The following is a 20,578-nucleotide window of genomic DNA, read 5'->3' as shown; positions in this document are numbered from 1 at the left end:
CTACAAAACAGTCGATTACGACAGGTCTTCTGGCTCCCGGATCATCCGAACTGCCGCGTCTTCCCACCGGGGTATGCCCCGACAGTGACTGGATGCTCGAAGTTTACCGGCATCCCTGCGACATCCGTCCCCGGTTACAGCGGCGGGCCCGCCACGGAATTGAGCAAGCTCGCACCGTGTTCCGACGGTGTCATATTTCACCGTCAATGTCGAATCGCGCGCAATTCTCCCGGTCCAGGGCTCTCCCGTCAATAGCCCTGCGCCGCACAGACGCCGCGCGCGATCACAACCCGCCCAGATCCTCGATTGCATCCACGACCATGCTTGTCCCGATAGCGATCATCAGGATGTCCCCGGCAACGCGCACAAACTTGTGACCGGCCGGTGGCACCCCGATCTCAACGACGAGCGCAGGCGGAAGATCGTAATACACGACATCCCGTGGCAACGCCCGACCAACCGCCCATTTTCTTGCCTGGCCCGGGGGCATGCAGCCATTTCCTTTCTTCGCGAGCCCCGGAGGACATCGGCCCGCCCCCCCTTCGCGCGCGAAATACTCCCGAATCACCGTCCGTTCCCGCGTCTCGAAACGCGTCACGACATGGCGAACCCCATCGTCCCGCGTGCGTGCCACGCGATCGCGGCCATCACGGTGATCGCCCCGCTCGCCCTTTTGCTGCCCGCCGCCCTTTCCGCCTTGCCCCTTCTCGGCACGCTCGTGCTGTCCGCCCTTGCCGCCCCCTCCTGCATGATCGGGCTTCTCGGCATATGCAAAGCCGCACCCCAGAAGACCGGCAAAAAGCGCGGCCACCACCTGTACCTTGCGCAAACGGACTGCTTGCATCGTCTATCTCCTTGAAACCGGAAGGGCAGATGACGCCGCTATTTCACCGGCCGACTCGTTCCGAGCCGCACACGCTGGCTTGCGGGCGATTGACTGCAACATACAACAAATCCGGCCTAACACGAAATCCGGAACGTAGACGTAAAAAAGCCGCTGCCCTGTTTGAGGGAAGCGGCTTTTTTGGAGTGGGGTAGTCTGACGATGACCTACTTTCGCACTCACGAAGAGCACTATCATCGGCGCGGTCCTGTTTCACTGTCCTGTTCGGGATGGGAAGGAGTGGTTCCGGGACGCTATGGTCGTCAGACTGTAAGGGGTCACAAAGTGGAGAAGTAGAGTGTGTGGGAGTGTGATTGTTTAGCGTGTTGAGTTCGCTGTGATCCAGGGTTATAGGATCAAGCCTCACGGGCAATTAGTATCGGTTAGCTTAACGCATTACTGCGCTTCCACACCCGACCTATCAACGTTGTAGTCTTCAACGACCCTTCAGGGGGCTCGAGGCCCCGGGGAAGTCTCATCTTGAGGCGAGTTTCCCGCTTAGATGCTTTCAGCGGTTATCTCTTCCGTACTTAGCTACCCGGCGATGCGACTGGCGTCACAACCGGTACACCAGGGGTACGTCCACTCCGGTCCTCTCGTACTAGGAGCAGGTCCTCTCAAACTTCCAGCGCCCACGGCAGATAGGGACCAAACTGTCTCACGACGTTTTAAACCCAGCTCACGTACCACTTTAAATGGCGAACAGCCATACCCTTGGGACCGGCTACAGCCCCAGGATGTGATGAGCCGACATCGAGGTGCCAAACTCCGCCGTCGATGTGAACTCTTGGGCGGAATCAGCCTGTTATCCCCAGAGTACCTTTTATCCGTTGAGCGATGGCCCTTCCATACAGAACCACCGGATCACTATGACCTGCTTTCGCACCTGCTCGACTTGTCGGTCTCGCAGTCAAGCCGCCTTTTGCCATTGCACTATCAGTACGATGTCCGACCGTACCTAGGCGACCTTCGTACTCCTCCGTTACCTTTTGGGAGGAGACCGCCCCAGTCAAACTGCCTGCCATGCACGGTCCCCGACCCGGATTCACGGGCCAAGGTTAGAACCTCAACGACACCAGGGTGGTATTTCAAGGTTGGCTCCACGAGAACTAGCGTCCCCGCTTCAAAGCCTCCCACCTATCCTACACAAGTCCCGTCAAAGTCCAATGCAAAGCTACAGTAAAGGTTCATGGGGTCTTTCCGTCTAGCCGCGGGTAGATTGCATCTTCACAAACATTTCAACTTCGCTGAGTCTCAGGAGGAGACAGTGTGGCCATCGTTACGCCATTCGTGCAGGTCGGAACTTACCCGACAAGGAATTTCGCTACCTTAGGACCGTTATAGTTACGGCCGCCGTTTACCGGGGCTTCGATCAAGAGCTTGCACCCCATCACTTAACCTTCCGGCACCGGGCAGGCGTCACACCCTATACGTCCACTTTCGTGTTTGCAGAGTGCTGTGTTTTTAATAAACAGTCGCAGCCACCGATTCTCTGCGGCCCCTTCGCCCTTCGGATGTACTCCTACAAGCTAGTGGGGCATACCTTCTCCCGAAGTTACGGTATCAATTTGCCGAGTTCCTTCTCCTGAGTTCTCTCAAGCGCCTTAGAATTTTCTTCCTGCCCACCTGTGTCGGTTTGCGGTACGGTCGATTTTAGACTGAAGCTTAGAGGCTTTTCCTGGAAGCATGGTATTAGTCACTTCGGTCTCAAAGAGACCTCGTCATCACGCCTCAGCTTAGCTCCGCGGATTTGCCTACGGTGCACGCCTACACGCTTAAACCGGGACGTCCAACACCCGGCTGACCTAACCTTCTCCGTCCCCCCATCGCATCTAAAATCGGTACAGGAATATTGACCTGTTTCCCATCGACTACGCATTTCTGCCTCGCCTTAGGGGCCGACTCACCCTGCGTCGATGAACGTTGCGCAGGAAACCTTGGGCTTTCGGCGAGGGTGCTTTTCACACCCTTTATCGCTACTCATGTCAGCATTCGCACTTCCGATACCTCCAGCATCCCTCTCGAGACACCTTCGCAGGCTTACGGAACGCTCCCCTACCATCTCTTTCGAGATCCGCAGCTTCGGTTCATGGCTTGAGCCCCGTTACATCTTCCGCGCAGGACGACTCGACTAGTGAGCTATTACGCTTTCTTTAAAGGGTGGCTGCTTCTAAGCCAACCTCCTAGCTGTCTATGCCTTCCCACTTCGTTTCCCACTTAGCCATGTATTTGGGACCTTAGCTGGCGGTCTGGGTTGTTTCCCTCTTGTCCCAGGACGTTAGCACCCCAGGACTGTCTGCCGTATATCACTTTGCGGTATTCGGAGTTTGCTATCGCGGGGTAGATCGCAGTGACCCCCCCAACGATTACAGTGCTCTACCCCCGCAAGTGTCCGTACGACGCACTACCTAAATAGTTTTCGGGGAGAACCAGCTATTTCCGGATTTGTTTAGCCTTTCACCCCTATCCACAGCTCATCCCCTAATTTTTCAACATTAGTGGGTTCGGACCTCCAGTACCTGTTACGGCACCTTCATCCTGGCCATGGATAGATCATCCGGTTTCGGGTCTACGCCCAGCAACTATGTCGCCCTTATCAGACTCGGTTTCCCTACGCCTCCCCTATTCGGTTAAGCTCGCTACTGAACGTAAGTCGCTGACCCATTATACAAAAGGTACGCAGTCACCCCACAAGGAGGCTCCCACTGTTTGTATGCATGCGGTTTCAGGATCTATTTCACTCCCCTCCCGGGGTTCTTTTCGCCTTTCCCTCACGGTACTGGTTCACTATCGGTCGATCACGAGTATTTAGCCTTGGAGGATGGTCCCCCCATCTTCAGACAGGATTTCTCGTGTCCCGCCCTACTTGTCGCACGCTCAGACCCGCCACCTACTTTTCGCATACGGGACTATCACCCTGTATTGTCGGACTTTCCAGACCGTTCTGCTAAATAGATGGTTTAGTCGTGCAGGCTACTCCCCGTTCGCTCGCCACTACTTGGGGAATCTCGGTTGATTTCTGTTCCTGCGGCTACTTAGATGTTTCAGTTCGCCGCGTTCGCCTCCTCTGGCCTATGTATTCAGCCAGGGATACTCCCGAAGGAGTGGGTTTCCCCATTCGGACATCGGGGGATCAAAGCTCCATTGCCAGCTCCCCCCCGCTTTTCGCAGGCTTGCACGTCCTTCATCGCCTGTGATCGCCAAGGCATCCACCACATGCACTTAGTCGCTTGATCCTATAACCCTGGACCCTGTCGCCAGGGACCCAGTCATAGGCGAACTCACGCTTGTGCGCAACCGCCTGCTGCTGGTTCAAAGCGCAGACGATTGCAATGCAATCACACAACCCATGTTCAACCCCTGTCTTCACGCGCCGCTGACACAGCGCAACAGAGATTGCACACTTTACTTCTTCCACTTTGTTAAAGAACACTGGCACCAAGGCCTAAGCACTGCACACGACCGTGCACACTGCTTAGCCCTACAGTCGAGCCCACCGAAGCGTTGGTGGAGGATGACGGGATCGAACCGACGACCCCCTGCTTGCAAAGCAGGTGCTCTCCCAGCTGAGCTAATCCCCCTCGTTCGGTGGTGGGTCTGGTTGGGTTCGAACCAACGACCCCCGCCTTATCAAGACGGTGCTCTAACCAGCTGAGCTACAGACCCTCGTCATCTCGAGGCTCGTGCCTGAACAACCGATAAGTTGTGGATACTTGGTCAGATGCGACCTGTCTCTTGAAAGGAGGTGATCCAGCCGCACCTTCCGATACGGCTACCTTGTTACGACTTCACCCCAGTCATGAATCTCACCGTGGTAAGCGCCCCCCCGAAGGTTAAGCTACCTACTTCTGGTGAAACCCACTCCCATGGTGTGACGGGCGGTGTGTACAAGACCCGGGAACGTATTCACCGCAGCATGCTGATCTGCGATTACTAGCGATTCCGACTTCACGTAGTCGAGTTGCAGACTACGATCCGGACTACGATCGGCTTTAAGGGATTGGCTCCAGCTCGCGCTTTGGCAGCCCTCTGTACCGACCATTGTATGACGTGTGAAGCCCTACCCATAAGGGCCATGAGGACTTGACGTCATCCCCACCTTCCTCCGGTTTGTCACCGGCAGTCTCGCTAAAGTGCCCAACTAAATGATGGCAATTAACGACAAGGGTTGCGCTCGTTGCGGGACTTAACCCAACATCTCACGACACGAGCTGACGACAGCCATGCAGCACCTGTGTCCTGGTTCCCGAAGGCACTCCCTGATCTCTCAAGGATTCCAGGCATGTCAAGGGTAGGTAAGGTTTTTCGCGTTGCATCGAATTAATCCACATCATCCACCGCTTGTGCGGGTCCCCGTCAATTCCTTTGAGTTTTAACCTTGCGGCCGTACTCCCCAGGCGGTCGACTTCACGCGTTAGCTGCGTCACTCAGTGAGTTACCTCTCCGAACGACTAGTCGACATCGTTTAGGGCGTGGACTACCAGGGTATCTAATCCTGTTTGCTCCCCACGCTTTCGTGCATGAGCGTCAGTATCGGCCCAGGGGGCTGCCTTCGCCATCGGTGTTCCTCCACATATCTACGCATTTCACTGCTACACGTGGAATTCCACCCCCCTCTGCCGTACTCTAGCCGTGCAGTCACAAGCGCAGTTCCCAGGTTAAGCCCGGGGATTTCACACCTGTCTTACACAACCGCCTGCGCACGCTTTACGCCCAGTAATTCCGATTAACGCTCGCACCCTACGTATTACCGCGGCTGCTGGCACGTAGTTAGCCGGTGCTTCTTCTGACAGTACCGTCATCCACCCCCCGTATTAGGAGGGGCGTTTTCTTTCCGTCTGAAAGAGCTTTACAACCCGAAGGCCTTCTTCACTCACGCGGCATGGCTGGATCAGGGTTGCCCCCATTGTCCAAAATTCCCCACTGCTGCCTCCCGTAGGAGTCTGGGCCGTGTCTCAGTCCCAGTGTGGCGGATCATCCTCTCAGACCCGCTACGGATCGTCGCCTTGGTAGGCCTTTACCCCACCAACTAGCTAATCCGACATCGGCCGCTCCAATCACGCGAGGTCTTGCGATCCCCCGCTTTCCCCCTCAGGGCGTATGCGGTATTAGCTACGCTTTCGCGTAGTTATCCCCCATGACTGGGCACGTTCCGATGCATTACTCACCCGTTCGCCACTCGCCGGCAGGCCGAAGCCCCCGCTGCCGTTCGACTTGCATGTGTAAAGCATGCCGCCAGCGTTCAATCTGAGCCAGGATCAAACTCTTAAGTTCAATCCAACAAAGTACTCAAAGAATCATTACTGACATCTGTGAGCACTCAATCTTTGCAACATTAAAACTGCCGAAGCAGTTCGGTCGCGCCAACCAAGCACCCACACTTATCGGTTGTCCAATTTTTTAAAGAACCGCTGCCGAAGCAGCGAGAAAGAGATTCTGACAAACTTCACTACTTTCGTCAAGCACCGCAGCAAACTTTTTTAAATCCGCTGCCGCACCACCCTCTCTTTCCTACCCTCCACCGCCGCCGCACTTTCCGCCGCAGCGCTGAAGAGGCGCGAATTATATAGACCTCAAACACGCCGTCAAGCTGTTTGCGGAAAAAATTCTATGGGGATGCACTGCAGCGACAACACATCGGCGGCTCCGTCCGTTAATCGGCCCATGCGGCATGGCGCTACGGGCACCAGGGAGCAGGTTATTCGTTCCCCGCCCTGCATCCGATTGCGAACAGTCGGAATTCGTCCGCCGGCAGGGGCTTACTCACAAGGTAGCCCTGCAGGTAATCGCAATGGCGCGCGCAGAGGAACTCGCGCTGCGATTCGGTTTCGACCCCTTCCGCCGTGACTTTGAGTCCGAGGCTATGCGCCATGTTGATGATTGCCTCGACAAGGAGGGCATCGTTCTTGTCTTCGAGACAATCGCTGACGAAGCTACGATCAATCTTTACCTGATCGACGGGAAAGCGCTTCAGGTATGACAGCGATGAATAGCCGGTCCCGAAGTCATCGAGCGAGTATCGGACGCCTAGCTGACCGATTTCGCGCATGACGGCTTCCGTGGCATCGCTGCTCTGCATCAGCACGGACTCAGTGATTTCCAGCACAAGTTCGATCTTGTCGAATCCGGATTTCCGGCTGGCCTGCACGATCAGGTCGAGCAGACCCTGTTCCCGGAACTGGACGCCCGAAACGTTGACCGCCATCCGGAGAGGAGACAATCCCTGCGCCAGCCATTCGTTCGCCTGCCGCAAAGCTTCGTCGAGCACCCACGCGCCGATCGGGAGAATCATTCCGGTATCTTCGGCGATGGCGATGAATTCGTCCGGGGCGACGAGACCACGCGAGGGATGCTGCCAACGCACGAGCGCTTCGGCGCCGCTCACGCAACCGCTTCCTGCGTCGATGATGGGCTGGTAATAAAGGACGAACTGGCGGCGCTCGATGGCTACACGCAGCTCGGCCTCCAGTTGTACCCGCAGACGGGCGGCCTCCTGCATGTCCGGCGAGTAGAACTGACAGCGATTCTTGCCCAACTGCTTGGACTGATACATCGCGATGTCGGCGTTGCGTAGCAGGGTCTGCACGTTATCACCGTCGTCGGGGAACACCGTGATTCCCAGACTGCACGAAACGTAACGGTTCGCTCCGGCAAGCAGGAAAGGGGCGCGTATGATCCGCAACACTTTGTCGCCGACGGTCTGGAGATTTTCGACATCTTCGATGTCATCGACGACAAGGGTGAATTCATCGCCCCCGAGCCGTGCGACCGTATCCTGCTGACGGACGCAGTCCTTGAGGCGGGCGGCGACCTCAATGAGCATCTCGTCACCGACGTCGTGGCCGAGGGTGTCGTTGATCCACTTGAACCCGTCGAGATCGAGGAACACCAGACCGGCTTTCTTGCCCGTCCGGCGGCTATGCGCCAGCGCGCGCTCGAGTCGATCATTCAGCAAATTGCGGTTGGCGAGGCCGGTAAGGGCATCGAAATTCGCCTGCCGCCAGATGACCTCCTCGCGCTGCTTGCGCCGCGTCATGTCGCTGAAAATCGATACATACTTGATGAGCTTTCCCGACTCGTCACGCACGGCAGAGATGGTCAGCCACTGCGGATAGACGTCACCAGCCTTCCGCCGATTCCAGACCTCGCCCTCCCAGCGGCCAGTCGTCTCGAGGGTCGCCCACATGTTCTTGTAGAAAGCAGGATCGTGACGCCCGGACTTGAACATCGACGGCGTCTGCCCGATAACCTCATCCGCCGAATACCCCGTGATGGAGCAGAAGGCGGGGTTCACGGAGGTTATGACGCCCGCCGCATCCGCGGTCATGATCCCCTGACTGGATGCGTCGAAGACCACCATGGCCTCGCGCATCTTTTCTTCAGCCAGTTTGCGTTCGGAAACGTCCCGCACGAGCGCGATGAAACCAGCCGGCGCTCCGTCGCTGCGCGAGAGCTGACTCATCGACGCACTGAACTGCCGAGCCCCGCCCGGGAGGTCCAGCGCATACTCGAACTCGTGCCGCAGCCCATCCTTGCGGATGGCCGCCAGCGCCGCGCTGACCGCGCGCGCGACCGGTTTCGGGAACACCTCGCCGTATGCGCGGCCCGGAAGCTCGTGCGGAACCATCGGAAGAAGCGCAGGATCAGGTGAATGAACCTCGACGATCCGCCCCGGCTCATCGAGCACGAACAACTGGTCGGGTAGCGACCCGATCAGCGCACCCAGCTTGGATTCACGCGCCGCCAGCGCGGACGTGCGCTCGTCGACCAGGGTCTGCAACCGGTAACGATGAAATCTCAGCTCGCCCATCTGTTTCGCCAGCCAGCCGAGGAGCGCACTGAAGATGAATCCCAGGAGCAGCTTGAGTGACAGTGCCGATTTGTACGTCCAGCCGTCGATCGGGGCGACGCTGAGTGTCCATGCGCCGTTCGGCATCATGACCGCACGATCCACCGGATCAATGAGCGACTCCTCGGAAGACGCCGCAATGACCTGCTTCAGCCCGGTATCGGGGTGCACGCGCCAAAGCTGGTAATGCAGCCCGCGCTTCACGAGCTGGGGCAGCTGGGCCTTGCCAAGGACCTGGGGGAAACGGATCAGTACCGTGGTGAAGCCCCAGAACCGCGTCCGGCCACTCTCGTCGTCGAGGAACACCGGCAGGCGGCCGACCGCACCGATACCGCCCTGCATCAGGTCGAACGGCCCGGCAAGGGTGAGCTCGCCGGTATCCCGAGCGCGAAAAGCTTCCTTGTTCCGGGCAGGATCCGCGAGCAGATCGTGTCCTATCGCACGTGCGTTCTCGGCGAGCGGAACGACCTGCCGAATCACACCGCCGGGCGCAAGCTGAAGGGAATCGGCACCGGGGTAGTAGCGGAGCATCTCGGTCGCCACGGCATCGAAATCGGGGATGACACCCCTTCCCTGCCTGACAAGGGCTGCAAGGGCAAAAGTTGCAGTCAGGCCGTGGCGAACTGCACTCTCGATTTCGTGGGCCTTGTCGCCGCTCAGGTCGGCGATTTCGGCACGTCGGATACGTTGGCTCTCGCGCTCCGACTGCGCGACAAACAGGGCAGCGGCCCCGAGGGCAACCACAAAGACGATTGCGCCCAGGGAGCCGGGGCGCAAGGCGGCGCCCGTACCGAACAATGACCGGAACTTCATGGTCTCGAAACCCTGCCTTCAAGAACGGGCGCAATGAGGCGCGCGCCGGAAGACGGTGGCGCGCGGGCGTCGATCCGGGCTGGGATCAATCTCCGCCGCCCGGTCCGAAGCATGTTCACACTATATTACACATGACATTCGTGCAGGCACGGACCGACCGCCGTCACACGTCGGCGAAACGCTGCCAGCCGTCAGCCCAGATGCACGGTCGCGAACTTGCGCTTGCCCACCTGCAGCACCACGGTCGTCCCTGCCTGCAGCACCAGACCTTTGTCTTCGACGCGATCGCCGTCGAGTCGCACCGCCCCCTGTTCGATCATGCGCATGGCCTCCGACGTCGTCCCGGTAAGACCGGCCTGCCTGATAACCTGGAAGACGGGCATCCCTTCGGCACCTACGGCCACATTCACCTCGGGCATGTCCTCGGGAAGCACGCCGCGCTGGAAGCGTGCCTCGAATTCCGCGCGCGCATCCTCGGCCGCCGCTTCGTCATGAAAGCGCGCAACCAGTTCCATCGCCAGCATGACCTTGATGTCGCGCGGATTGCGCCCCGCCTCTGCGTCAGCGCGCAACCGGGCGATCTCGCTGATCGAACGGAAGGACAGCAGCTCGTAGTAGCGCCACATGAGGTCGTCCGAAATCGACATCAGCTTGCCGAAGATCTCTCGCGGACCTTCGGCGATCCCGATGTAGTTGCCGAGCGACTTGGACATCTTGTTCACGCCGTCCAGACCCTCAAGGAGCGGCATCATCAGGACGCACTGCGGCACCTGGCCCTCGTGCTTCTGCAGTTCGCGCCCCATCAGCAGGTTGAACTTCTGGTCGGTGCCGCCGAGTTCGATGTCCGCACGCATCGCGACCGAGTCGTAGCCCTGACACAGCGGATACAGGAATTCGTGAATGGAGATCGGCTGGTTGGCGGCGTAGCGCTTGGCAAAGTCATCGCGCTCGAGCATGCGTGCGACGGTGCTGCGTGAGGCCAGGCGGATCATCCCGGCCGAACCGAGGGATTCCATCCACGCCGAGTTGAAGCAAATCTCGGTCTTTTCCGGATCGAGGATCTTGAACACCTGGTCCTGATAGGTGCGCGCATTTTCCATGATCTGCTCGCGCGACAAGGGCGGACGGGTGGCGTTCTTGCCCGACGGGTCCCCAATCATGCCGGTGAAGTCGCCGATGAGGAACATCACCTGGTGTCCCAGATCCTGGAAGTGACGCAGCTTGTTGATGAGGACCGTGTGACCAAGGTGCAGATCGGGCGCGGTAGGGTCGAAGCCGGCCTTCACCCGGAGCGGACGGCCGGATTTCAGCTTGTCGACAAGCTCGGCCTCTATCAGCAACTCGTCGGCACCCCGCTTGATCAGTTCGAGGGTTCCCTGTACGTCAGTCATGCAGCTCTCCATTCAACGGGACGACAAGAAACTTTGCTAAACTCGCGGAAGTTTTTTGTCCGAAAATCCCATGCAGGCACGAAAAGTCAGGATTCTAGCCGAACTCAACGACATCCTCCCCTCCGGACGCAAGCGGTGGGCCGTCGGCGCGCTGGTCGGCACGTCGCTACTGGGCGTCGTTGCCGCCACAGCCGTCCCCCCGGGGATGCCTCAAGTGTCCATCGCCACCGAGTCGGTCGTCGAACGTCTCGGGCCGATTGCATCGCCTGTCGCCGACCCCACGGATCTGCCGTTCGTCTTCGACGAGCGCGTGCGTCCCGGCGACACGATACAGGCGATCCTGCGGCGAGTAGGCGCCAATGATCTGGAAGTACTGGACTACCTGAACCAGCCGGAAGGATTGCAGGCTCAGAGACAGTTGCGGGCCGGTCGATCCGTCCTAGCGACCGTACAGGCGAACGGCAGGATTGCATTCCTGAGCCTGCCGGTCGCGGGCGGCGATGAACGCTACACGGTGGAGCGTACCGCTGCCGGCATCGAATCGCGCACATTCAGCGCGGCAACGCTCGACGTTAACATCGAGATGCGGTCGGGGACGATCCGCCAGACACTGTTCGGCGCAACCGACGCGTCGGGGATCCCCGACAGCGTCGCGACGAAGCTTGCGGAAATTTTTGGCACCGAAATCGACTTCAGTAGCGACCTGCGGCGTGGAGACCGCTTCAGCATCGTGTATGAGTCGCTGCACGATCAGGGCATGCCGGCGGGAGCCGGCCGCATCCTGGCGGCCGAGTTCGTCAATGACGGCAAGCGCCACACGGTCGTACTACATCGGGACGAGGACGGTTCCGACGCGTATTTCACCCCCGACGGACGAGGGCTTAACCAGGCCTTCCTGCGCTATCCGCTCGAGTTCTCGCGCATCTCTTCCAACTTCGGGGGCCGCATGCACCCGATCCACAAACGCTGGAAGGCGCATAAGGGTACGGATTTCGCGGCAGCGACGGGAACCCCGGTGAAGGCGGCATCAAACGGAGTCGTCGAATTCGCGGGCAGCCAGGGTGGCTATGGGAACACCGTCGTGATCCAGCACCGTGACGGCTATGAAAGCGCCTACGCACACCTCAACGGCTTCGCGAAGGGGCTGCGCAAGGGCCAGCGCGTCCGCCAAGGCGATGTGATCGGCTATGTCGGATCTACCGGATGGTCGACGGGCGCGCACCTGCACTTCGAGGTCCGCGTGAACGGCGTCGCGCACGATCCGATGAAGATCGCGCTACCGACCACCCAGCCGCTCGGGAGTGGCGCGCTTGCAAGCTTCCGTCGTGACACTGCACCGCTGCTCGAGCGCCTGGCGCTGCTTGATCGCACGACGGTGGCGCGAGCGGACTGACCTGCGGCACTGACAGCCCATCAAACAGAACGGGAGGCCGAGGCCTCCCGTTCTGTTTGATGGGCTGCGCGCGCTTCAGGCGGAGAAGGACGATCCGCAGCCGCAGGTGCTCGTCGCGTTCGGATTGCGGATGACGAACTGGGACCCTTCGAGCCCTTCCGAATAGTCGATCTCGGCGCCGACCAGATACTGGTAGCTCATCGAATCGATCAGCAGGGTCACACCGTTCTTCTCGAATGCGGTGTCGTCCTCGTTCACTTCCTCGTCGAAAGTGAAGCCGTACTGGAAGCCCGAGCAGCCACCGCCGCTGACGAAAACGCGCAGCTTGAGTTCGGGATTGCCTTCTTCCTCGATCAGTTCCTTGACCTTGCTTGCCGCGCTGTCGGTGAAGACAAGCAGTTCCGGCGTTTCGACTGCAGTATTCATGTTATCTCCTGAAGGGGTGTGCACTTTCAAATAATGCGTCACCCGACACGTTTCGTCAAAATGAGAGTGGCTATCGCCGCGATTGGTTCCGTCAGGGACTGACGGGCACGATGTCGAGCCCCAGGGTTTCATCGAAACCGAACATGATGTTCATGTTCTGCACCGCCTGCCCGGCCGCCCCTTTGACGAGGTTGTCGATGACCGACAGGACGACGACGACATCGCCGCCCTGCGGACGGTGGACGGCGATGCGGCACATGTTGCTCGCGCGCACCGAGCGGGTTTCGGGATGGCTGCCCGCCGGCATTACGTCGACAAAAGGCTCGGTGCGATAGCGCGATTCGAACAGGCCTTGCACGTCAACATCCTGCGTGAGCCGGACATACAGCGTCGCGTGGATACCGCGAATCATCGGCGTGAGATGTGGCACGAAGGTCAGGCCGACCGCCTTGCCGGCCATGCCGACCAGCCCCTGGCGGATTTCCGGCAGATGGCGATGCCCCGGGACTCCGTACGCCTTGAAACTATCGGCGGACTCGGCGAAGAGCGTATGCACCTCTGCCTTGCGTCCGGCACCCGAGACGCCCGACTTGGCGTCGGCAATCAGATGCGAGAGGTCCGCCACGCCGGCCTCGATCAGCGGCAGGAAGCCAAGTTGCACGGCCGTGGGGTAGCAGCCGGGATTGGCGAGCACGCGAGCCGAACGGATCTGCTCGCGGTTGCGCTCGGGCAGTCCGTACACGGCTTCGGCAACGAGCTCGGGGGCTGCGTGCGTCATACCGTACCACTTCTGCCATTCGGCGACGTCGCGAATACGAAAGTCGGCAGCAAGGTCGATGACGCGTACGCCCTTGTCGACGAGTTCGCGTGCCTGTTGCATCGCGATGCCGTTGGGCGTGGCAAAGAACACGGCGTCGCAGCGGTCGAGCTCGGCCTCGGCGGGCGTAACGAAGTGCAGATCGACGCGGCCGCGCAGGCTCGGGAACATCTCGGACACGGCCATGCCCGCGTCGCCACGCGAAGTGATCGCATGCAACTGAACGTCGGGGTGACGCGCGAGCAACCTGAGCAGTTCGACACCCGTATAACCCGTACCGCCGACGACACCAACCTTGATCATGCTTTCTCCTTGGCGGGGCAATCCCCGATGCAGCTTTTAATTATCTCACCCATCGCCCGCGGGTTTTGCGGGCAGAAAAGCAAAAAGCCGCCCAGCGGGCGGCTTTTTGTTCCAGCGGATACCGGGAAAAGGTATCAGCGCTTGGAGAACTGCTTGCGGCGACGGGCCTTGCGGAAACCGACCTTCTTCCGTTCGACTTCGCGGGCGTCGCGCGTCACGAAACCGGCCTTGCGCAGCACCGGCTTCAGTTCGGCATCGTATTCGATCAGCGCACGGGTGATGCCGTGACGAACGGCACCCGCCTGACCCGACTCGCCACCACCGGTAACGTTCACCATGATGTCGAAGCGGTTTGCGTTCTCGGTCAGCGTGAGCGGCTGGCGCACGATCATGCGACCCGTTTCACGCGAGAAGAACTCGTCCAGGGGCTTGCCATTGACGACGATGTTGCCGGAACCCGGCTTGATGAAAACACGGGCAACCGCAGTCTTGCGGCGGCCAGTGCCGTAATTGTAAGTCACAGCCATTGATCGGCTCCTGTCAGATCTCGAGAACTTTGGGCTGCTGAGCGGCATGCGGATGCTCGGCACCCGCGTAGCACTTCAGCTTCTTCAGCATGGCGTAACCCAGCGGCCCCTTCGGCAGCATGCCCTTCACCGCCTTTTCGAGCACGCGTTCCGGGAAGCGCTGCTGCAGCTTGGTGAAGTTGGTTTCGTAGATTCCGCCCGGGTAACCGGTATGGCGGTAGTACTTCTTGTCTTGCGCCTTGTTACCGGTGACACGCAGCTTCTCGACGTTGACCACGACGATGAAGTCGCCGGTGTCGACGTGCGGCGTGTAAATGGGTTTGTGCTTGCCACGCAGACGGCGGGCTACCTCGGCGGCGACCCGGCCAAGCACCTTGTCCGCAGCGTCGACAACAAACCAGTCGCGCTTGACTTCGTGCGGCTTGGCAGAAAACGTTTTCATTCGAATCCTCGATCTTGTCCGGCCTGGGGCAGAGGCCAATAAACGGAAAGCTCGTGATGGTAATAGGAACAGCCACCGAAAGTCAAATCAGGATCAGCAATTCCCGTTGCGGCTGCGATCGAAGCCGGGAGGTTCGAACCACCTCCGCCTCCACCCCTACAGACAAACTCGCGAACATTTGTGTCAGGTCAAAGCCGCGCCGGATTCGACATGAATAATAGTGCACTTTTAGTCGAGAAAACCGGAGGATAGAGGATATGGCGGAAGTGAAATTCTTTGGCGGCGAGAACATCCCGCTCGAAATGCACAAGGTCCGCATCGTCCAGAAGCTGGCGCTACCCCCGGTGGAGCGCCGGCTTGCGGCGATCACGGAAGCGGGAAACAACACCTTCCTGCTGCACAACTCGGAGGTGTTCATGGACATGCTCACCGACAGCGGTGTGAACGCCATGAGCGACCAGCAGCAGGCGGCAATGTTCATCGCCGACGACAGCTACGCGGGGAGTGCCACGTACACCCGCCTGGCGAACAAGCTGCAGGAAATCTTCGGCATGACCTACTTCCTGCCCGCCCACCAGGGACGGGCCTGCGAGAACATCCTGTCGCAGGTGCTGGTATCGAAGGGTTCGGTCGTACCGATGAACTATCACTTCACCACCACCAAGGCGCACATCACGCTCAACGGCGGCACGGTGGAGGAACTCGTTGCCGACTCGGGACTGGAAGTCGTCAGCGTGCATCCGTTCAAAGGCAACATGGACACCGGCAAACTGCGCGACGTGATCGGCTTGCACGGTGCGGACAAGATTGCCTTCGTGCGCATGGAAGCCGGCACCAACCTGATCGGCGGACAGCCGTTCTCGCTGCAGAACCTCGTCGACATCCGGAAGATCTGCGACGAGCATGGCCTGCTGCTGGTGCTGGATGCGAGCCTGCTCGCGGACAACCTGCACTTCATCAAGCAGCGCGAAGCCGACTGCAAGGCGCTCGACATTCGCGAGATCACGCGCCGGATCGCCGATCAGTGCGACATCATCTATTTCTCGGCGCGCAAGCTCGGATGCGCCCGCGGCGGCGGCATCTGCATCCGCAGCGAGGATCTGTATCGCCGGATGCGGGGGCTGGTGCCCCTATATGAAGGCTTCCTCACCTACGGCGGCATGTCGGTGCGCGAGATGGAGGCGCTCACCGTCGGGCTGGAAGAGACGATGGACGAGGAAGTGATCAACCAGGGTCCGCAGTTCATCGCCTACATGGTCGACGAATTGCAAAAGCGCGACATTCCGGTCATCACACCGGCCGGCGGACTGGGTTGCCACGTCAACGCGATGAAGTTCGTGGACCACATCCCGCAGGCCGAATACCCGGCCGGTGCGCTGGCTTCGGCACTGTATATCGCCAGCGGCATCCGCGGGATGGAGCGGGGAACGCTGTCCGAGCAGCGCGAGCCGGACGGGCGCGAGATCTTCGCGAACATGGAGCTCGTTCGCCTGGCGATGCCGCGACGGGTGTTCACACTGTCGCAGGTTAAATATGCGATCGACCGGCTGGAATGGCTGTACGCCCATCGCCGGCTCATCGGCGGCCTCGCGTTCACCGAGGAGCCGGAAATCCTGCGCTTCTTCTACGGCCGCCTGAGGCCGGTGTCGGACTGGCAGGAGAGGCTCGTCGCGAAGTTCCGCGCCGACCTGGGCGACAGCCTCTGACCCTACGGTACGCGGCCGCCCTTTCCAACAGGATGGAGCGGTCGCAGAAGACCGGACTCGACAGGAGCCGTCCACACGTGACGGCGACACGCTGCACGGGGTGTGCAGCCATACCGGGCCGCCCAAAAAAAAACGCAGTCCTTGCAGGACTGCGTTAAATCCACACCAAAGGAGGAGGGTGGAGGAGACACCGGTTTGGATCACGAAGCTCGATTGATCCGACTGCTGACGATTATCCGTAGCCGAACCGGGTGTGGCAAGAATTTTTTGTGCATTGCACTACAAATGTTTTAATCGAAAGATAAGCGTTGCTTATGAAATTGCAACTCATTGACGCATATCAATTTACCGAAGGCCGCCGTGAAAACATGCCCTTAATGCCGGTCCCTGCCTGGCAGTCACGTAGACCTTTATGTTGCAGCGCAATATTTCCGTAGGGTGAGGCCGGGCGGCCGCGCGCGGCATTCCGGTAAAATCGCCCCCCGGTCGACCAATGGCGACCCCAATCCAGCCGACAACGGAGTCAAAGATGGAATGCACGATCAAATGGGTCGACGGGATGACCTTTCTTGCCGAAACCGGCACCGGTCACGTCGTTGCGATGGACGGAGCCCCGGAGGCGGGCGGACGCAACCTCGCGCCGCGGCCGATGGAGATGATGCTGGCGGGGGCCGGCGGCTGCACGGCGTTCGATGTGGTGCTGATCCTGCAGCGCGGCCGCCACGACGTGCGCAACTGCGAGGTGAAGCTCGTGGCGGAACGGGCCGAATCCGATCCCAAGGTGTTCACGCGCATCACCTTCCACTTCACGGTGACCGGAAAGGGACTGAAGCGCGAAACGGTGGAACGCGCGGTGCATCTGTCGGCGGAGAAATACTGCTCCGCCTCGATCATGCTGGCCAAGACGGCGGAGATGGTCCACGAAGTGACGATCGTCGACGTCGAATAAGCCCCGGGCCAAGGCGGGCGGACAGGGGACGAGGCCGCCCCCTGCCCTGTTTTCGGATCAGAGCCGGTACGCGGTGGTCGTCATGACCCGCGCCATGAGCTTCATCGCGGCCTTGACCGGGCCGGGAAGCTCCTGCGCGCCGAGACCGATGGCGGTGTCGGCGTGGCGCGCTTCGTCGACCTTCATCTGCCCGATGATCTGGCGCGACTTCTGGTCCTCGGCCGGCAGCTGATCGAGGTGCCCGCCCAGATGGGCCTCGACCTGGCGCTCGGTTTCTGCGAGGAATCCGAGATTCCAGCGGTCGCCGAGCCGCCCCGCCAGCATTCCCAACGCCAGCGAACCGCTGTACCACAGGGGGTTCAGCAGGCTCTTGCGTCCGCCGAGTTCGGCGATGCGCTGTTCGGTCCACGCGAGATGTTCGGTTTCCTCATTCGAGGCGTGCTCGAGTTCGCGGCGCACGCTGGCGTCGCGCGACATGATGGCCTGCCCTTGGTAGAGGGCTTGGGCGCAGATCTCGCCGCAGTGATTGACGCGCATGAGACCCGCGACGTGTTCGCGCTGGGCGTCGCTGAGCAGGGTATCCGGCATGTCGCCGCCGGGTACGGGACGCACCGAGCGCGCGGGGGCGAACAGGGTGCGCAGGGCCTTGTCGAATTCGACGATGAGCTGATCCATGGGGGTTTCCTCGGTCGGCAGGCTTATTTTCCCGATTTCATGAAGGTGCTGGCTTCGCCGCGCAGCCGCAGCAGGACTTCGTTGCGGTCGCGGGGCGGCACCGGGCCGTCGCAGATGTGGTCTGCCGAAAGCGCCGCGCGCGGGCGGTTGTAGGCGCCGCCGACGATCGGTTTCCATTCCTCGTCGCGCACTGCGGACCATTGTCCGCCGGCGCGTCCGGTCGCGTACAGGCGCCAGGTGCCGCTGGCGCAGCGGATGCCTTCGTGCGTGACGTTCGTTGCGCCGCCGGCAGAGCGGATCACCAGGATGTAGCGGACGACGCCGTCGTCGCCGACCACGATGCTGTCCTCGTCGACGTAGAAGTGGTTGGGCGACGCGCTGCTGACGAAGAATTCGCGCAGACCGGCGTCGCGCGGTGGCGCCGGCAGCGTGTACTCGCCCTCCTTCCACTCGGGATCGAGGTCGGTGAGGAGCCCGGCAATTGCCGGGGCCGAAAAACAGACGAGGGCCACGAGGCCCCCGCGGATGATGGGTTGCAGCAGCGTCAAGCTCGCAGATCTCCACACAAGGATTGCCAGATGGCGTCGGGTACGGGTTCCACGACCGCCGCCAGGGCGGGGTGATCGACACCGATCGCGAGCGCGGCACCTGCATGCAGGGCGCGGATCTGCGCGGGCGGCAGTTCGAAGCGGAGAAAGTGCACCGCGGACGTCTTCTCGCCATTGTCGCGTTCCAGGTCCTCGTCCGCAATCGCGAAGATCGGTTCGCCACCGCCGACGCGCACCCAGACACGACGCTCGACCCCGATCAGGCGCGCGAGCCAGAGCCGCCGCTGATCCTCCGCGGCGAACTCAATCATCATTATTGAAGCCTAGAAATCGCGGGCACCAAGTGAAAGTTTGAATGGCACTATGTTTTCGATGGCGCCCGGCGATGGGAGGATTTCGGCGCGTCAGGCCGCGATGGCGGCCTCGATCTCGGCGAAGGTGCGCGCGATCTCGGTGATCATCGGCTGCGGTTCGCCGAGCTGGCGTGCGATCTGCGACGCCGAGAAGATGCCGCGGATGAGCCCACGACCGCCCTCTTCGCGCTCCAGTACCAACAGATGCTGACGGCCGGAACGCCGCAGCGTGGCGACGATGTGGCCCACGTCGGCACGCATGATCTCGCCGAGTTCGACGGCCTCGGTCTTCTCGAGCGGCGTCATCACGCAGTCGACGGTCAGCTCGCCGAGCGGCACGCCGCGGTCGCGCGCGGTATGGACGGGGCGTTCGCCGAGCAGGTCGGCGACGGTGATGACGCCGCGCACGAGGTGGCGCGCATCGCTCACGAGGAGGAGCCGGACACCGCGCAGGAGCATCGCGCGGTTGGCGTCGTCGAGCGGCGTTTCGCCGGATATGGTCGCAGCGGGCACTCGAGTGAAGTCGGTCATGACTTCGACCGCGGGAGACGACGCGGACACCCTGCGGCTTTCATCGGTTCTGGCGACTTCGCAGTGCAAGCCTGCCAGCCGGGCTTGCGGAAGCGGTTCGAATTCCCGGTTCATGAGCACCTCCCATTGCAGACGATGGCGTGGAGGGGCGCATGACTGCCTTGCGGACTTCGCATCGAGACTCTTCACGCGCGCCCCGCGAACGGCGCCGTCGATGCGCACGCCGCAGCCGGTCGGAAACCGGCATAAGGGCTTCGACCGGCCGCCCGTTCAACGGTTCAGCAGCAGGCAGGCAGAAACAAAAAAACGCCGCCACGATGCGTTCGGAAGATCCGGTTGCGTCGCGGCGGCGTCGATGCCGTGTTCAGGGCTCGCGCGCTTCCGCGGCGGCCCGGTAGGCTTCAGGCAGGTCTCCGGGACGGACCCGGAACAGGTTTTTCGCCAACTCCAACAGTGCGTGCTGATACACCTGCCGCTTGAACTCTATGACAGCTTCCAGCGGCACCCAATACTCGCTCCAGCGCCAGGCATCGAACTCCGGATGATTGCTGGCTCGCAGGCAGACGTCGGAATCACGGCCGACCAGCCGCAGGAGAAACCAGATCTGTTTCTGACCGCGGTAGGTGTTGCGCCATTCCCTCTTTATCCAGTGTTTCGGAACGTCATACCTCAACCAGCCGCGCGTGCGGCCAAGAATCTTCACATGCTCGGGGCGCAGACCCACTTCTTCGAAGAGTTCCCGAAACATCGCCTGCTCGGGAGATTCCCCGTGCTTGATGCCCCCCTGCGGGAACTGCCAGGAATGTTCGCGAATCCGTTTGCCCCAGAACACCTCGTTGCGCGCGTTGACCAGAACGATGCCGACGTTCGGGCGATAGCCTTCACGGTCGAGCATGATCAAACCTTCAATTCATGAGAGTTGTAGCAATTTTTTCACACTTACCCTGCCTTGGAAAGGCGCGACCCGTGGCA

15 protein-coding genes, 2 tRNA genes, 3 rRNA genes and 1 riboswitch are annotated in these 20,578 nt (G+C 60.6%); of the genes, 3 read left to right on the top strand and 17 right to left on the bottom strand.

The window, feature by feature from the left end; translation table 11 throughout:
- Window positions 1-2: 2 nt before the first annotated feature.
- Window positions 3-220: riboswitch (cobalamin riboswitch) on the bottom strand.
- Between the two features lie 63 nt (window positions 221-283).
- The 8 genes from AzCIB_RS04695 to tyrS form a co-directional block, all read right to left on the bottom strand.
- The gene (locus AzCIB_RS04695; protein ID WP_050414826.1) at window positions 284-844 is read right to left on the bottom strand and encodes a hypothetical protein; all 561 of its coding nucleotides are present in this window, start codon (window positions 842-844) and stop codon (window positions 284-286) included.
- Window positions 845-1,037: 193 nt separating this feature from the next.
- Window positions 1,038-1,151 (bottom strand): 5S ribosomal RNA (gene rrf, locus AzCIB_RS04690).
- Window positions 1,152-1,235: 84 nt separating this feature from the next.
- Window positions 1,236-4,119 (bottom strand): 23S ribosomal RNA (locus AzCIB_RS04685).
- A 269-nt stretch (window positions 4,120-4,388) separates the two neighbouring features.
- Window positions 4,389-4,464: transfer RNA gene (locus tag AzCIB_RS04680), tRNA-Ala, on the bottom strand.
- A gap of 8 nt (window positions 4,465-4,472) precedes the next feature.
- A tRNA-Ile gene (locus tag AzCIB_RS04675) sits at window positions 4,473-4,549 on the bottom strand.
- Between the two features lie 72 nt (window positions 4,550-4,621).
- A 16S ribosomal RNA gene (locus tag AzCIB_RS04670) occupies window positions 4,622-6,157 on the bottom strand.
- The 16S, 23S and 5S rRNA genes sit together here with 2 tRNA genes alongside, the layout of an rRNA operon.
- 424 nt (window positions 6,158-6,581) lie before the next feature.
- Window positions 6,582-9,545 carry an EAL domain-containing protein gene (locus tag AzCIB_RS04665; RefSeq protein ID WP_050414825.1) on the bottom strand — a complete coding sequence of 988 codons (2,964 nt, stop codon included), beginning with the start codon at window positions 9,543-9,545 and terminating at the stop codon, window positions 6,582-6,584.
- Between the two features lie 191 nt (window positions 9,546-9,736).
- A complete protein-coding gene (gene tyrS / locus AzCIB_RS04660) occupies window positions 9,737-10,936 on the bottom strand; it encodes a tyrosine--tRNA ligase (protein WP_050414824.1) in 1,200 nt (399 codons plus the stop codon).
- A gap of 70 nt (window positions 10,937-11,006) precedes the next feature.
- Here tyrS and AzCIB_RS04655 point away from each other — a divergent pair, with 70 nt between their 5' ends.
- Window positions 11,007-12,329 (top strand): M23 family metallopeptidase, encoded by a 1,323-nt coding sequence (locus AzCIB_RS04655; protein WP_050414823.1) that lies wholly within the window; start codon window positions 11,007-11,009, stop codon window positions 12,327-12,329.
- Window positions 12,330-12,404: 75 nt separating this feature from the next.
- Here the strand turns inward: AzCIB_RS04655 and erpA are convergent, their stop codons facing one another.
- The 4 genes from erpA to rplM form a co-directional block, all read right to left on the bottom strand.
- Window positions 12,405-12,755: an iron-sulfur cluster insertion protein ErpA gene (gene erpA / locus AzCIB_RS04650; protein WP_050414822.1), complete on the bottom strand. Its 351-nt coding sequence runs from the start codon at window positions 12,753-12,755 to the stop codon at window positions 12,405-12,407.
- A 91-nt stretch (window positions 12,756-12,846) separates the two neighbouring features.
- Window positions 12,847-13,875: an N-acetyl-gamma-glutamyl-phosphate reductase gene (argC, locus tag AzCIB_RS04645; protein ID WP_050414821.1), complete on the bottom strand. Its 1,029-nt coding sequence runs from the start codon at window positions 13,873-13,875 to the stop codon at window positions 12,847-12,849.
- 134 nt (window positions 13,876-14,009) lie between these two features.
- Entirely contained in the window at window positions 14,010-14,402 is a 393-nt protein-coding gene (rpsI, locus tag AzCIB_RS04640; protein ID WP_050414820.1) for a 30S ribosomal protein S9, read from the bottom strand.
- A gap of 13 nt (window positions 14,403-14,415) precedes the next feature.
- Window positions 14,416-14,844 carry a 50S ribosomal protein L13 gene (rplM, locus tag AzCIB_RS04635; RefSeq protein ID WP_050414819.1) on the bottom strand — a complete coding sequence of 143 codons (429 nt, stop codon included), beginning with the start codon at window positions 14,842-14,844 and terminating at the stop codon, window positions 14,416-14,418.
- A 257-nt stretch (window positions 14,845-15,101) separates the two neighbouring features.
- On the opposite strand from rplM, the gene AzCIB_RS04630 reads away from it, so the two are divergent.
- Both AzCIB_RS04630 and AzCIB_RS04625 read left to right on the top strand, forming a co-directional pair.
- Window positions 15,102-16,550: a tryptophanase gene (locus AzCIB_RS04630; protein WP_050414817.1), complete on the top strand. Its 1,449-nt coding sequence runs from the start codon at window positions 15,102-15,104 to the stop codon at window positions 16,548-16,550.
- A 529-nt stretch (window positions 16,551-17,079) separates the two neighbouring features.
- Complete coding sequence (locus AzCIB_RS04625; RefSeq protein ID WP_050414816.1) at window positions 17,080-17,499, top strand: OsmC family protein; 420 nt, start codon at window positions 17,080-17,082, stop codon at window positions 17,497-17,499.
- Between the two features lie 57 nt (window positions 17,500-17,556).
- Here the strand turns inward: AzCIB_RS04625 and coq7 are convergent, their stop codons facing one another.
- From coq7 to AzCIB_RS04600, 5 genes are all read right to left on the bottom strand, one after another.
- The gene (coq7, locus tag AzCIB_RS04620; protein ID WP_050414815.1) at window positions 17,557-18,174 is read right to left on the bottom strand and encodes a 2-polyprenyl-3-methyl-6-methoxy-1,4-benzoquinone monooxygenase; all 618 of its coding nucleotides are present in this window, start codon (window positions 18,172-18,174) and stop codon (window positions 17,557-17,559) included.
- Window positions 18,175-18,197: 23 nt separating this feature from the next.
- Entirely contained in the window at window positions 18,198-18,722 is a 525-nt protein-coding gene (locus AzCIB_RS04615) for a CNP1-like family protein (protein ID WP_050414814.1), read from the bottom strand.
- Window positions 18,719-19,036 carry a DUF3501 family protein gene (locus AzCIB_RS04610; protein ID WP_232299354.1) on the bottom strand — a complete coding sequence of 106 codons (318 nt, stop codon included), beginning with the start codon at window positions 19,034-19,036 and terminating at the stop codon, window positions 18,719-18,721. Before AzCIB_RS04610 ends, AzCIB_RS04615 begins: the two co-directional genes overlap by 4 nt.
- A gap of 90 nt (window positions 19,037-19,126) precedes the next feature.
- On the bottom strand, window positions 19,127-19,720 hold the full coding sequence (locus AzCIB_RS04605) for a CBS domain-containing protein (RefSeq protein WP_050414813.1): 594 nt from the start codon (window positions 19,718-19,720) through the stop codon (window positions 19,127-19,129).
- 250 nt (window positions 19,721-19,970) lie between these two features.
- Window positions 19,971-20,501, bottom strand: coding sequence for an RNA pyrophosphohydrolase (locus AzCIB_RS04600; protein ID WP_050418220.1), 531 nt, complete (start codon window positions 20,499-20,501; stop codon window positions 19,971-19,973).
- Between the last annotated feature and the right edge of the window lie 77 nt (window positions 20,502-20,578).

It is taken from the genome of Azoarcus sp. CIB (assembly GCF_001190925.1).
In the GTDB taxonomy this organism is placed as follows: Bacteria; Pseudomonadota; Gammaproteobacteria; order Burkholderiales; family Rhodocyclaceae; genus Aromatoleum.
The sequence above is the reverse complement of the archived record's forward strand: the minus strand, read 5'-3'. Positions and strand labels throughout refer to the sequence as shown.